Source organism: Streptomyces sp. A18 (assembly GCF_059026065.1).
Genome location: NZ_JBWLKL010000009.1, coordinates 274,217 through 287,978 on the forward strand (window position 1 = coordinate 274,217; position 13,762 = coordinate 287,978).

General features: G+C 70.8%; 13 protein-coding genes. 5 read left to right on the forward strand and 8 right to left on the reverse strand.

The annotated features are described in order from the left end of the window. Positions 1 to 88 precede the first annotated feature (88 nt). Both AC5P1C_RS17865 and AC5P1C_RS17870 read left to right on the forward strand, forming a co-directional pair. Positions 89 to 484 (forward strand): hypothetical protein, encoded by a 396-nt coding sequence (locus tag AC5P1C_RS17865; RefSeq protein ID WP_493866817.1) that lies wholly within the window; start codon positions 89 to 91, stop codon positions 482 to 484. A gap of 150 nt (positions 485 to 634) precedes the next feature. After that, entirely contained in the window at positions 635 to 2,077 is a 1,443-nt protein-coding gene (locus tag AC5P1C_RS17870) for a S28 family serine protease (protein WP_493866818.1), read from the forward strand. A 140-nt stretch (positions 2,078 to 2,217) separates the two neighbouring features. Here the strand turns inward: AC5P1C_RS17870 and AC5P1C_RS17875 are convergent, their stop codons facing one another. From AC5P1C_RS17875 to AC5P1C_RS17910, 8 genes are all read right to left on the reverse strand, one after another. Then, positions 2,218 to 2,850: a hypothetical protein gene (locus AC5P1C_RS17875; protein ID WP_493866819.1), complete on the reverse strand. Its 633-nt coding sequence runs from the start codon at positions 2,848 to 2,850 to the stop codon at positions 2,218 to 2,220. Between the two features lie 146 nt (positions 2,851 to 2,996). Further along, positions 2,997 to 4,826: a glycoside hydrolase family 3 protein gene (locus AC5P1C_RS17880; protein ID WP_493866820.1), complete on the reverse strand. Its 1,830-nt coding sequence runs from the start codon at positions 4,824 to 4,826 to the stop codon at positions 2,997 to 2,999. Positions 4,827 to 5,202: 376 nt separating this feature from the next. Continuing rightward, on the reverse strand, positions 5,203 to 6,171 hold the full coding sequence (locus AC5P1C_RS17885) for a LysR family transcriptional regulator (protein WP_493866821.1): 969 nt from the start codon (positions 6,169 to 6,171) through the stop codon (positions 5,203 to 5,205). A 151-nt stretch (positions 6,172 to 6,322) separates the two neighbouring features. Further along, a complete protein-coding gene (locus AC5P1C_RS17890; RefSeq protein WP_493866822.1) occupies positions 6,323 to 7,126 on the reverse strand; it encodes a sugar phosphate isomerase/epimerase family protein in 804 nt (267 codons plus the stop codon). Next, complete coding sequence (locus AC5P1C_RS17895) at positions 7,123 to 8,073, reverse strand: bifunctional helix-turn-helix transcriptional regulator/GNAT family N-acetyltransferase (RefSeq protein ID WP_493866823.1); 951 nt, start codon at positions 8,071 to 8,073, stop codon at positions 7,123 to 7,125. The genes AC5P1C_RS17890 and AC5P1C_RS17895 overlap by 4 nt, the downstream gene beginning before the upstream one ends. A gap of 84 nt (positions 8,074 to 8,157) precedes the next feature. Continuing rightward, positions 8,158 to 8,556, reverse strand: coding sequence for a VOC family protein (locus AC5P1C_RS17900; protein ID WP_493866824.1), 399 nt, complete (start codon positions 8,554 to 8,556; stop codon positions 8,158 to 8,160). A 6-nt stretch (positions 8,557 to 8,562) separates the two neighbouring features. Next, a complete protein-coding gene (locus AC5P1C_RS17905; protein ID WP_493866825.1) occupies positions 8,563 to 9,135 on the reverse strand; it encodes a Uma2 family endonuclease in 573 nt (190 codons plus the stop codon). Positions 9,136 to 9,175: 40 nt separating this feature from the next. Next, entirely contained in the window at positions 9,176 to 10,243 is a 1,068-nt protein-coding gene (locus AC5P1C_RS17910; RefSeq protein ID WP_493866826.1) for a LacI family DNA-binding transcriptional regulator, read from the reverse strand. Between the two features lie 121 nt (positions 10,244 to 10,364). Between AC5P1C_RS17910 and AC5P1C_RS17915 the strand changes: the two genes are divergently transcribed. Genes AC5P1C_RS17915 through AC5P1C_RS17925 form a run of 3 tightly spaced genes read left to right on the forward strand, consistent with a single transcriptional unit; the run spans position 10,365 to position 13,521 of the window. Next, positions 10,365 to 11,531 (forward strand): Gfo/Idh/MocA family protein, encoded by a 1,167-nt coding sequence (locus tag AC5P1C_RS17915; RefSeq protein ID WP_493866827.1) that lies wholly within the window; start codon positions 10,365 to 10,367, stop codon positions 11,529 to 11,531. Next, positions 11,528 to 12,685 carry a dihydrodipicolinate synthase family protein gene (locus tag AC5P1C_RS17920; RefSeq protein ID WP_493866828.1) on the forward strand — a complete coding sequence of 386 codons (1,158 nt, stop codon included), beginning with the start codon at positions 11,528 to 11,530 and terminating at the stop codon, positions 12,683 to 12,685. Before AC5P1C_RS17915 ends, AC5P1C_RS17920 begins: the two co-directional genes overlap by 4 nt. Then, positions 12,682 to 13,521, forward strand: coding sequence for a sugar phosphate isomerase/epimerase family protein (locus AC5P1C_RS17925; RefSeq protein ID WP_493866829.1), 840 nt, complete (start codon positions 12,682 to 12,684; stop codon positions 13,519 to 13,521). The genes AC5P1C_RS17920 and AC5P1C_RS17925 overlap by 4 nt, the downstream gene beginning before the upstream one ends. Positions 13,522 to 13,762: the final 241 nt, after the last annotated feature.

Sequence of the window (13,762 nt, forward strand, 5' to 3'; positions counted from 1 at the left end):
AAGAATCGGGGCGGTCGCGCAACCGGGGACCCTTCGGCCGGCGTCCGTACATCAGTACGCTGATGCGGATGTGTCGGGAGGGGAACTGGTGAGCAGTGGTCGAATACGGCGGAGCCTTGCGCTCGGTGCCCTCGTCCTTGCGGCTGCCGTCCTGCTCGGTGTCGCGGGCGCCGGTGCGGCGCAGGCCCAGGCGTCGGCGGGGCGCTGCGCCGGACACAAAGTGCGCACCCTCTCCTTCAGTACGGGCAAGGTCGTCGTCTACAAGAAGCGCAACTTCGTCTGCGCGGTCACCGTCGCCAAGCGCCCCGGCGCCCGCAAGACGATGTCCGTCAGCGTCCAGGCCCGCGGCAACCGCCCGGCCAGGGACAAGGGCCGCTACACGCATCACGCGGGACCGGTGACGGTGCACGCGGGGCATCGGTGCGTGTGGGTGAAGGGCCAGGTCGGCGCCGGAAAGGTCAGCTCGGGCTGGATCCTGTGCTGAGGGCGGTCGTGTGTTGAGAGCGGCCCTGCGCTGAGAGTGTTGCCCCCTTTGTGACGTACTGCGTCCGGTTGTGACGCAAGAGCCCCTAGTGGTGAGCGAGTTGCTCCGATAAGTTCCGGCGGACGCAATCGCGAACTTAGGGGAGAGTGCATGCGCAAGGCGCTCAGATGGCTGCTGTCGCTCGTGGTGCTGATAGGCACCGCGGGCACACTGAGCGCGGCAGGGACGGCCACCGCCGCCGAGCCGCGAGCCATCGACACACAGGCCACGGACACACAGGCCACGGACATCAAGGACCGGCTCCTCGCGATACCGGGCATGAGCCTGATCGAGGAGAAGCCGTACACCGGCTACCGCTACTTCGTCCTCAACTACACCCAGCCGATTGACCACCGGCACCCCTCCAAGGGCACCTTCAAGCAGCGCCTGACGGTCCTGCACAAGGACACCGCCCGCCCCACGGCCTTCTTCACCAGCGGCTACGGAGTCTCGACGACCCCCAGCCGCAGTGAGCCGACGCGGATCATCGACGGCAACCAAGTCTCCATGGAGTACCGCTACTTCACGCCGTCCCGCCCCCAGCCGGCCGACTGGTCCAAGCTCGACATCTGGCAGGCCGCGAGCGACCAGCACCGCATCTTCAAGGCGCTGAAGCCCATCTACGACAAGAAGTGGGTGGCGACCGGCGGCTCGAAGGGCGGCATGACGGCCACGTACTACGAGCGCTTCTACCCGCGTGACATGGACGGCGTCGTCGCGTACGTCGCCCCGAACGACGTGGTGAACAAGGAGGACTCGCGCTACGACGAGTTCTTCGAGACGGTCGGCACCAAGGAGTGCCGCGCCAAGCTGGAGGCCGTGCAGCGCGAGGCGCTGGTGCGCCGCGAGCCGCTGGAGAAGAAGTACGCGGCCTTCGCCGAGGCGGGCAACTACACCTTCAAGACGGTCGGCAACCTGGACAAGGCGTTCGAGGCCGTCGTCCTCGACCTGGTGTGGGGCTTCTGGCAGTACCAGCCCGAGTCGGCGTGCGCGGACGTCCCCGACGCGTCGACCGCTTCGGACCAGGCGATCTTCGACTACGTCGACGAGGTGGGCGGCTGGACGTCCTACACGGACCAGGGCCTGACCCCGTACACGCCGTACTACTACCAGGCCGGTACGCAGCTGGGCTCGCCCGACATCTCCCAGCCCTGGCTCGGCGACCTGAGCCGTTACGGCTACCAGCCGCCGCGGAACTTCGTGCCGCGCGAGATCCCGATGAAGTTCCAGTCGGGCGCCATGAAGGACGTGGACCGCTGGGTGCGGCACAACTCGCAGCGGATGATGTACGTCTACGGCGAGAACGACCCGTGGGGCGCCGAGCCGTTCCGCCCCGCCAAGGGCGCGAAGCACGACTCCCACGTCTTCACCGCGCCGGGCGCGAACCACGGCGCGAATGTGGCGGGCCTCGTCCCCGCGGACAAGACGAAGGCGACGGAACGGATCCAGGCCTGGGCCGGGGTCGCCACATCGGCTGCGCCGAAGCCGCTGGCTCCGTATGACGCGAAGCTTGACCGCAAGGACGCGGACCGGGAGCTGACTCTGCGGCCGTAGACCTGGCTGCCGGACGGGCTGATTCTCAGCCCGTCCGGCGTTTGAGGACGAACTCGGCGGAGCCGGTGATGACGGCAAGCAGGGCCCCCGCGCAGCGGGTTTTCGAGAAGGGGCGGGGGTTGGGGAAAAGGGGACCCCGCTCACACCCGCACCGCACACCCCACCGGCTTCCCACCCTCCAGCGACACGTACAGCTCCGTCGCAGCAGTGCACTCCGCACGCGATGCCACCGCCACCGTCACCCGGTACTCCGGGGTCTTCGGCCCCGACCCGTCGCACGCCGTCTCCCGCACCTCCCCCCGCCCCGCGCTGTACACGCAGTCCCCCACCACAGTCCGAGGCCCACCCCCGCCCCCGGGATCCCCGGGATGCGGCTCCTCCAGGTTCCGCATGCAGGCGTACCCCCGCGGCACCTCCCCGTTCCCGTCCTCGTCCACCGCGGGACGGTTCTCGCTGATGTGGAGCACGAAGTCCGTGCGGGCGGGGCACGAAGGGCCCTCCGAGACCTTGCCGTCGTAGCGGGCGACCACCCGCGCCGCCGCCCGCTCACTCGTGCAGGACACCTCCGTGAACGTCTCGCGCCCCCGCGAACTGCACTCGTCCACGGCGAGGAAGACGGCTCCGTGCCCGGACGACACCGACGAGGACGGTTCTCGGTCCTCGAGGTGCGACGAACCGGACCCGGGATCCGAGGACTTCTGGCAGCCGGTGACGGCGGCGGACACCACCAGCAGCAGCACCCCCGCAGACCTCCGGCCAAGCAAGGCAAGCATGGCAAACCCCCCGATATGTGCACCCAGCGTGACCCGCGAGGCGGGTGCACGCCAGGTGCGTGGGGTGCTTTGGGTCAGGTGGAGGTGGTGCGCCGGTGGCCCGACGTACGGATCAGTACGTCAGGCCGTGTACGGATGTGTACGGATCAGTACGTCAGGCCGTACCCGACCGGGTACAGCACCTGCGCCGGATCATCCGCCCGCTGCACCGGCACGGGCAGCTTCCCGCTCGGCTCGACGAGCCCCGCGATCACCCGTACCGCAGCGCGCAATTCGACGTCCGTCCAGCAGTACGCGGCGAGGGACGCGCCCACACCCTGAAGCCGGGCCACGTCGTACGGATTGCGGATCGCGAGGGCGACGACCGGAACCCCCGTCGCCACCAGCGCCTGCACCAGGGCGATCTGCGCGCTCCCTGCCCCCACGTTGTACGTGCCCACGAGCACCGCGTCCTTGCCCGCTGCCGCCGCCACCGCCTCGGCGATCTTCGCGGCGGAGGGAGCCGTGCCCGTCGGAAGGACCGTCGGCGAGAAGCCGAGGGCCGTCAGCTCGCGGCCGAGTACCGTCGTCGGCGGCCCCGTCGTCCCGGACGGCGACGCCGGATCCGCGCCCACGACGAGCACGTCCCGCTGCGTGCGCCGCGACAGCGGAAGCAGCCCGCCCTCGTTGACGAGCAGCGTCGTCGTCTCCTCGGCGATCCGGTCCGCGGCGGCGAGATGCGCGCGCGTGCCGACCGCGCGGTCGACGCCGCGCGGGGTGACGTACGGGTCGGAGAACAGGTCCAGCTTCGCCTTGAGGCGCAGGATCCGCAGGAGCGACTCGTCGAGGCGGTCCTCCGTCAACTCGCCGTCCCGCACCGCCTGGAGCACCGCGTTATAGGCGATCGCGGGCTTCGGCGGGTTCAGGAGCTGGTCGACGCCCGCCTTCAGGGCGAGTACCGGCACGCGGTCGTCGCCGTACTTCGTGCGGACGCCCTGCATGCCGAGCGAGTCCGTCACCACGACGCCGTCGTAGCCGAGTTCCTCGCGCAGGATGCCGGTCAGGATGGGGCGGGAGAGCGTCGCCGGGTCCTCGGCCGGGTCGAGGGCAGGCACCACGATGTGCGCGGTCATGATCGAGTCGATGCCCGCTTCCACCGCGGCACGGAACGGCGGGGCGTCCAGGGTCTCCCACTGCTCACGGGTGTGGTGGATGTACGGCAGGTGCGAGTGGCTGTCGTCCTTGGTGTCGCCGTGCCCGGGGAAGTGCTTGGAGGTCGAGGCGATGTCCGCGCCCTGGTAGCCCTTGACCTGGGCGGCGACCAGACCTGCGACCGCTTCGGGGTCCGAGCCGAAGGAGCGTACGGCGATTACGGGGTTGGCGGGGTTGACGTTCACGTCGGCGACCGGGGCGTAGTTCTGCCGGATGCCGAGGGCGCGCAGCTCGGTGCCGCCGATGCGGGCCGCCTTGCGCGCGAGGGAGCGCGAGCCCGCGGCGCCCAGGGCCATCGCGCCGGGCAGGAGCGTGGCGGGGAGGCCGACGCGGGCCACGGCGCCGTGTTCCTGGTCGGTGGAGATGAGCAGCGGGATGCGGGCGGTGGGTGATTCATCGGGTTCGAGGGCCGCGCGCTGGATGCCGTTCGAGAGGTCGGCGATCTGGTGCGGGGCGCGGGTGTTGTGGGCCCAGGCGAAGTAGATGATGCCGCCGAGGTGGTACTTGGCGACGGCTTCGGCCGCGGTGCGGACGCCGAGCTGCTCCAGGTTGGCGTCGATGTCCGCCTGGTCGGGCTCGGTGGCGGAGTGGCCGTACACATGCATCACGAAGAGCTGGCCGACCTTCTCCTCGAGGCTCATGCGGGAGATCAGCTCCCGCAGCTTCCTGTCGCGACCTCGGTCGCCGCTGCCGGCCGCGTGCGCGGCGGAGGGCGCGGCAAGGGCCGTCGCCGCGACGGCCGTGGCGGTGAGCAAGGTGCGTCTGGAGGCGTTGCGGTGGGACATGTGCGCTCCTTCGGGGACGTCCTTCGGGGACGGATGCCGGACCGGTAGCCGGGCTGGGGAAACCGGCTGAAGGAAACTTTCCGAGAGTCACGGATATCCCGAAGATTTCTGCCGGTCAAGAGAATCGGCAGCCACTGTGCGCTCGCCGTGGAGCGGAGGGGCCGTCACCGGCGCTGTTGGAGGGGGCGCACCGGTGACGGCATGCTGCCGGCCGCGGGCGGCGGAGAGGGTGGTCAGCGTTCGCAGCCAGCAGCGATGCCGACACCGCCTCGCGGAGACTCACCCGGCAGGCATGCCGGTTGGACGGTGCGGACTGCGCGGGGGTTCCCGGCAGGGGGCGATTTCCGGAAAGTGGTACGCGTGAGAGCAATGAGGTTCAGCGGGCAGTCATTCCTGCGGCCTCGGGCGCCACGTCGAGCCACTGGCCCTGCAGCGTCCGTACCGTCTCCGCGATCGCGGGCCGTCGCGACGCCCCCGCCCGCCACAGTGCGTACAACCGCCGCACCGGCAGCGGATCGAGCCGCACGGTGACCGCGCCGTCCGGGATCGGGCCGCGGCCGAGGCGGGGGATGAGCGCGATGCCGAGCCCCGCGGCGACCAGTGCGACCAGGGTGGGGTTCTCCTCCGCCGTGTGGGCGATGTCCGGCTCGCAGCCCGCCTCGCGCAGGGTGCGGACCAGCCACTCGTGGCAGACGAGCCCCGGCGGCTGGGCGATCCACCGCTCGCCCTTCAGCTCCTCGCGCCGCACGGATGCGCGCCCCGCGAGCCGGTGCCCGGCGGGCACGACGAGATCGCAGTAGTCGTCCCCGATGACGGCCTGTTCGACGCCCGGAGATTGGGGTCTCCCCTGCTCGAGCGAAGTCGAGAGCTTGGGGACCGGCAGCGGCGCGATGTCCCAGTCGTGCACGACCGCCATGTCCACCGCGCCCTTGGTCACCAGGTCCACGGAGAGATGCGGGTCGATCTCCGACATCCGGGTGTCAAGGGCGGGATGGAGCCGGGCGAGATCCGCGAGTACGCCGGGCAGCAGACCGCGCGCCGCCGAGGCGAACGCCGCGATCGTCAGCCGCCCTGCCGGCAGCCCGCGCCGCTCCTCCAGCTCGGTCTCCGCGCGCTCCACGATCGCCATCAACTCCTGTGCCGTGGCGGCGAGATGGTGCGCCTCCTCGGTCAGCGCGACGCCCCTGCCCTGCCGTTCGAGGAGGGTCGTACGGGTCTCGCGCTCCAGCTTGGCTATCTGCTGGGAGACGGCGGACGGCGTGTAGCCGAGCGCGGTGGCGGCGGCGCCGACGCTGCCGTGCACGGAGACGGCGTGCAGGGCGCGGAGCCGAGCGAGATCGAGCACGGGATGCCCTCCCCATACGTCGGCGACGCACGGGAGCGTCGCCTGATTCGTAAGCGTTGCTTCATCCCATCATGCGGAGATCCGCGCTGGTCCTACAGGGTCGCGCCGGGTGATCCTCGGCGCATGCGACCCGGCGGTTCGGGCGCCGACGTCAGGCGTGGTGGTTCAGGAGCCGCGACAGGAAGTCCCGTCCCGGACCCAGGAGTTCGGGCAGTGGCGCGGCATCCTCGTACCACCGCTTCTCGTACTCCCAGCACAGCCAGCCGTCCCGGTGCTCCCCGCCGAGCAGCGCGTCCACGCACTCGGCGAGCGGCAGGACGCCCTCGCCGAGGCCGAGCGGCGTCGTGTCCTCGGCCGACGCGATGTCCTTCACCTGTACGTAGCCGAGGTACGGGGAGAGCGCCGCGTGGCTCTCCGCGGGGGACTCGCCGCCCAGCCAGGTGTGCATCACGTCCCACAGGGCGCCCGCGTGACGGTGGCCGACCGCGCCGAGCACGCGCGTCGCCGCGGCGCCGGTGCGGTGCGAGTCGTGGGTCTCCAGGAGGATGCGTACGCCGAAGTCCGCGGCGTACTCGGCCGCGGTGCCGAGCCGTCGGGCCGCCGTAGCGTCGGCCTCCTCCGCGCTCTGCTCGGTGCCGCCGCCGGGGAAGACGCGGATGAAGGGGGCGCCCAGGTCGCGGGCGAGGGTGAGCAGGGAACGTATGTCGTCGAGCACGGGCTCGTCGTCGCCGGGTTCGGCCACGCGCGCGTACCCGGAGATTCCGAGGATCTCGATGCCCGCGGCCTTGAACTGCGCGGCTACATCGGCCCGTTCGGTGAGGTCGATCCCCGGGTGGACCGGCTCTTCGGGGTGCGCGCGCAGCTCGATGCCGTGATAGCCGTGGGTGGTGGCCAGGTTCAGCACGTCGGCGAGGGGGAGTCCGGGCACGCCGAGGGTGGAGAAGGCGAGTTTCATGACGCAGACCCTAGGTGCAGTTGCCAGTTCTGCCCCAGCAGGTCGACGCCGAACGAGCGGTGCGGCTTCTCGTCGACGAGGAAGAATCCGTGCCGCTGGTAGATGGCGCGGGCGGCGCCGAGGATGTCGTTGGTCCACAGGACCATCTCGCGGTAGCCGACGCCGCGCGCGAACTCCACGCATGCTCCGACGAGTTGATCGCCGAGGCCATGCCCGCGCGCGTCCGGCTCGACGAGCAGGAGCCGCAGCCGCGCGGTCCCCGGCGCCTCGTCGCGCACGCACATCACGCACCCCACGGGCCGCCCTTCGAGCTCGGCGATCCACACGCGCTCCAGGTGCGGATCGTGGTCCTCGGCGAAGTCGGCGACGATGCGGGCGACCAGACCTTCGTAGTCGGCGTTGAACCCGAACTCGGCCGCGTACAGGGCGGCGTTGCGCTGCACGATCCACCCGAGATCGCCGGGACCGGGCTCACGGAGCAGCGGCCGCGAGGCCGCGGCGCCCTCCTCGCTGCCGCTCAGGATCTCCCGCACGGTACGCAGGGCGGCGGCGAGCCGGGGCCGCTGACCGGCAGGGACGGTCGAGAGCAGCGACCCGACGGCCTCATTGGACCGCTCGTCCAGCAGCCCGGCGGTCTCCCGCCCCCGCGAGGTGAGCGTGATGCGCTGACGCCGCGGATCACGCTCGGACGGCGCACGCTCGACGATCCCGGCCTTCTCGAACTTGCCGAGCAGACGGCTCAAGTACCCCGCGTCGAGAGACAGTTCGGCCCGAAGATCGGCAGCGTCGAGATGGGAGGCATGCGCGAGCTCGTACAGAACGCGGGCCTCGGTGAGGGTGTACGGGACGTAGAGCTGGCGGCTGTAGTCGAGGGCGCCGATGAGGTTCGTGTAGAAGCGGTTGAAGGCGCGGATCTCGTGGATGGGCGTATCGGAGGCGTGCGGCATCGGGGATCACTCACTTCGACGGGCATCGGAACGGTCCGATCTACCGTTGACTGAGTCAAGGGTACGCCGCACTGTCCATGACCGCTATGCCTCGCCCGGAGTGGTCTCCTTGTGGACGGCTTCGATGTTGTTGCCATCGGGGTCACTGACGAAGGCGCAGTACGCGCGGTACTCGGTCCAGTGCCGGGGAGTGTGCCGCGAGGCGCCACCGGCGGCGACGGCCGCGGCGTGAAACGCGTCGACGGCACTCCGGTCAGCGGCACCGAAGGCGACATGGACTCCGCCGGTGGGCGCGTCCATGGCCCGCTCCAGGGAGAGGGAGGGCGTGTCCTGCCCCGGCAGCCAGTACTCGGCGACCCCATCGGCCAGGTAACCGATCCCGATGCCCAGCGCACCGAGGGCGGCGCTGTAGAAGCGCTCACTGGCCTCGAAGTCGGAGGCGAAGACGCCGAGGTGGTGGATGAAGGGAGGTGGCGCTGTCACGGAGGATCAGTCCAGGTCCCCGGCCTTCGGAAAGCCGTCCGTCGCGATGGTGATGTCGCGCCCCTGAAGGGGCAGGACCAGATCCTGACCGAAGGGAATCTTCGCCTCGTCCTCGTAGCTCCCGGTCCTGGTCGGGCCGCGGTGGACGGTGCAGAGGCCGTCCTCGGGGTCGATGACCACGGAGAGGGGGATGCCGCATTCCGCGTAGAGGTGGAACTTCTTGGCGAAGGCGTTGTCCCTGCTGCTCCGCGAGACGACCTCGATGACCGCTTCCAGGCTGTGCCACTCGAAGCGGCCACGGCTGTTGCGCTCGGCTCCGGGGGCGACGATCGCCAGATCGGGCGCGTAGCCGTACTGGCTGGACGGGAAGTCGATCATGACGTCCGAGAGGATGTCGCCATGCGCGGCGAGCTGCTGCTCGATCTGGGGGGCGGCCTTCAGGATGACCTTCCACTGGTACTCACCTTGAGGCGTCATGATGATCTTCCCCTCCGTGATCTCGACGCGGTAGCCGCGGGGAAGGTTGACGCCGTCCAGTACGTCCCAGGCGCTGGGTGCATCCATGACCATGACTGCCATATGAGCCTCCTTTTCCCGGTGATGTCAACGACATCGAGGCTCAGCGACACGGCGGCGCCGTGGACCCCCGCACCATCAGCTCCGCCCCGATCGTCGCCACGCCCCCGGGAGGTGCCTCCTCCGCGCCCGTGGCGAGGCGGCCCGCGCGGGCGCCCGCCTCGTGCAGCGGCAGTCGTACGGTCGTCAGGGCGGGGACGGCGTCCACCGAGAAGGGCAGGTCGTCGAAGCCCGCCACGGAGATGTCCTCGGGGATGCGCAGGCCGCGCTCGCGCAGGGCGGCGGACGCGCCCAGGGCGACCGTGTCGTTGGCGGCCACGATGGCGGTCAAGTCGGGGGCGCGGCGCAGGAGTTCGAGCGTGGCCTCGTAGCCCGACCGGCGGGTGTAGGGGCCGTGGACCGTCAGCTCGTCCTGGTCGCCGTTGCCCGCGTTCCCCGCGCCCGACGCCGCGAGTGCGTCGCGGTGGCCCTCGAGCCGGTGCCGCGTCGTCGTCCGCTCCACCGGCCCGGCCACGTAGCCGATCCTGCGGTGCCCCAGTGTCAGCAGATGCTCCGTGAGCCGCCGCCCGCCGTTGCGGTTGTCGAAGGTGAGCGTGGCCACCGCGGCGTCCGAGTCCTCCAGCGGGGGCCGCCCGCAGAGCACGATCCGGGTGCCCGCGTCCGCCAGGCGCGCCAGCTTCGCGGACATGGCGGCGGCGTGGGCGGGGTCCTCCAGGGCGCCGCCGGTCAGGACGACCGCGGCGGCGCGCTGACGCTGGAGCAGGGTCAGGTAGGTGAGCTCGCGCTCCGGGGAACCGCCGGTGTTGCAGACCACGGCCATCCGCTCGCCACCGGCGCGCCCGCCGGGCCCGCCGATCTCGGACTGGACGGCGCCCGCCATGATCCCGAAGAAGGGGTCGGCGATGTCGTTCACCAGGATGCCGACCAGGTCGGACGTGGCCGCGGCGAGCGAACTCGCGGGTCCGTTCAGGACGTAGTCGAGGTCGTCCACGGCCCGCAGGACCCGCTCCCGGGTGGCCGCGGCGACGGGGTAGTTGCCGTTCAGTACGCGGGAGACGGTCGCGGGGGAGACCTGGGCGCGGGCCGCCACGTCGGCCAGGGTCACGGTCATCTCGTCGTCCTCCGGTCACGGCTCTGGTCCGAAGCCCTTGTCCGAACCTTGTGCGGCAGGCTAGCTTCTTCTCGTATAGAAAGCGCTTGCTATACGCTTACCTGCGTACGGAGGGACTTCTGTGACTCGCAAGACGGTGCGCATCGCCATGAACGGTGTGACGGGACGGATGGGCTACCGCCAGCACCTCGTCCGCTCCCTGCTCGCCCTGCGCGAGCAGGGCGGACTCGCCCTGGACGACGCCGAGGGCACGGTCCTGTGGCCCGAGCCGGTCCTGGTGGGCCGCAGGGAGCACGCCCTGCGGGAGATCGCGGAGCGCCACGGACTTGATGCCGGGGCGAGCGTCTCGACCGACCTGGACGCGGTCCTCGCGGACCCCACCATCGACATCTACTTCGACGCGCAGGTCACGTCCGCACGCGAGGAGGCCATCAAGCGGGCCATCGCCGCGGGCAAGCACGTCTACACCGAGAAGCCGTCCGCGACGGGCCTCGCGGGCGCCCTGGAGCTGGCCCGCCTTGCCCAGTCCGCCGGCATCAAGCACGGCGTCGTCCAGGACAAGCTCTTTCTACCGGGCCTGCTCAAGCTGAAGCGCCTCATCGACGGCGGCTTCTTCGGCCAGATCCTGTCCATCAGGGGCGAGTTCGGCTACTGGGTCTTCGAGGGCGACTGGCAGAGCGCCCAGCGACCCTCCTGGAACTACCGCGCGGAGGACGGCGGCGGCATCGTCGTCGACATGTTCCCGCACTGGGAGTACGTCCTGCACGAGCTGTTCGGCCGCGTACGCAGCGTCCAGGCGCTGGCCGCGACCCACGTACCGCAGCGCTGGGACGAGCAGAACAAGCCCTACGACGCGACGGCGGACGACGCCGCGTACGGCATCTTCGAACTCGAGGGCGGCGCGATCGCGCAGATCAACTCCTCCTGGACGGTCCGCGTGAACCGCGACGAGCTGGTCGAGTTCCAGGTGGACGGCACGGAGGGCTCGGCGGTGGCGGGCCTGCGCAACTGTCGCGTACAGCACCGCAGTCACACCCCCAAGCCGGTCTGGAACCCGGACCTGCCCGCCACCCACTCCTTCCGGGACCAGTGGCAGGAGATCCCCGACAACCAGGAGTTCGACAACGGCTTCAAGGCACAGTGGGAGCTGTTCCTGAGGCACGTGTACGCGGACGCGCCCTACCACTGGGACCTGCACGCGGGCGCACGCGGCGTGCAACTCGCGGAACTGGGCCTGAAGTCATCGGCGGAGGGCCGCCGCATCGAGGTACCGGAGATCGACCGATGACACTCCTGCTCCCGCGCGAGGACGGCACCACGCGCCCGTACGAGCCCCGGAGCGCCGCTTCCTCGCGGCCGGCGCCCGGCGGTCCGCTCGCCTCCCGCACGGTCTTCTCGGCGGCACACGTGGTGGCGGACCCCTACGCCGACGTCTCCCCGGACTCCCCGGCGGCCGTCGACTGGGAGGCGACCCTCGCCTTCCGCCGCCACCTGTGGTCGCAGGGCCTTGGGGTGGCCGAGGCGATGGACACGGCGCAACGGGGGATGGGCCTGGACTGGAAGGGCGCGGCGGAACTGATCAGGCGTTCCGCGGCGGAGGCGAGGTCGGTGGGTGGCGCGATCGCCTGCGGCGCGGGCACGGACCAACTCACGGGCCCGGCGGACCTGCTGACGGTCCGTTCCGCGTACGAGGAGCAGCTTGCCCTGGTCGAATCGACCGGCGCGCAGGTGATCCTGATGGCCTCCAGAGCGCTCGCCTCGGCGGCAAAGGGACCGGACGACTACCTCCAGACATACGGCCACCTCCTGCGCCAGGCGAGCGAGCCGGTGATCCTGCACTGGCTCGGCCCGATGTTCGACCCGGCGCTCACCGGCTACTGGGGCAGCGAGGACCTGGACGCGGCGACCGAGACCTTCCTGGAGGTCATCACCGCGCATCCGGACAAGGTCGACGGCATCAAGATCTCCCTCCTCGACCCGGCTCGCGAGATCGCGCTGCGCCGCCGCCTCCCGGACGGCGTCCGCTGCTACACGGGCGACGACTTCAACTACCCCGAGCTGATCGCGGGCGACGACCACGGCTTCAGCCACGCCCTCCTGGGCATCTTCGACCCATTGGCTCCGCTGGCGGCAGAGGCGGTGCGGCTGCTTGACACCGGCGACACGAAGGCGTTCCGCGCCTGCCTTGACCCCACGGTCGAACTCTCCCGCCACCTCTTCCAGCCGCCCACGCGCTTCTACAAGACGGGTGTGGTGTTCCTGGCGTGGCTGGCGGGCCACCAGTCCCACTTCACGATGGTGGGCGGTCTGCAGTCGGCGCGTTCACTCGTTCATCTGGCGCGCGCGTACGAACTCGCGGACGAACTGTCCCTGTTCCCGGACCCGCTCCTGGCGGAGTCCCGCATGAAGAACCTGCTCACCACGTACGGAGTCCAGCAATGAGCGAGAGCGAGAGCCTGGCGCGCTTCTCCATCAACCAGATGACGGTGAAGCAGCTGTCGCTGCCGGAACTGGTGTCCGCCTGCACGGATTTGGGGATCCCCGGTGTCGGCCTCTGGCGAGAGCCGGTCAAGTCCTACGGCCTGGAGAGGACCGCCAAGCTGATGCGCGACGCGGGCCTGACGGTCACGACGCTCTGCCGAGGCGGCTTCCTGACCGAGACGGACCCGCACGCGCGCGTGCGGGCCATCGACGACAACAGGGCGGCGATCGACGAGGCGGCGACGCTGGGTACGGACACGCTGGTCCTGGTCTCGGGCGGCCTGCCCGCCGGCAGCAAGGATCTGCACGGGGCGCGCTCGCGGATCGCCGAAGCGCTCGCGGACCTCGCTCCGTACGCGGCATCGCGGGGCGTCCGCCTGGCCATCGAACCCCTGCACCCCATGTTCGCGTCGGACCGCTGCGTGGTCTCCACGCTCGCCCAGGCGCTGGACCTGGCCGAGCGCTTTCCGGCTTCGCAGGTCGGGGTCTGCGTGGACACCTACCACGTGTGGTGGGACGACCGGGCGCCCGCGCAGATCGACCGCGCGGGCGCGGGCGGACGCCTCCACGCCTTCCAACTGGCGGACTGGATCACTCCGTTGCCGGCGGGCGTCCTGAACGGCCGAGGCCAGCTGGGGGAGGGCTCGATCGACCTGCGGTCGTGGCGAGCGTTGGTGGAGGAGGCGGGTTACGGGGGCCCCATCGAGGTCGAGCTCTTCAACGACACCCTGTGGTCAGGCGACGGCGGCGGGCTCCTGGCGGAGACGGTTGCGGGGTACCTGCAGCACGGTTGCTAGCCGGGGGCTCAACTGGTCCCCCGGCGTCCGCCCCTTGCCGAACGGGCCTCTCCCACCTGCCCGCCCGGTCGGCCCGGGTCCGGCTCTGGACGAACGGGCCTCTCCCGCCCGCCCGCCCGATTGCCCCGGGTCCGGCTCTGGACGAACGGGCCTCTCCCGCCCGCCCGCCCGATCACCCCGCATCCGCCCCTCGCCGAACAAGCCTTTCCCGCCCACCCGCCCGATTGCCCCGCAGCGACAA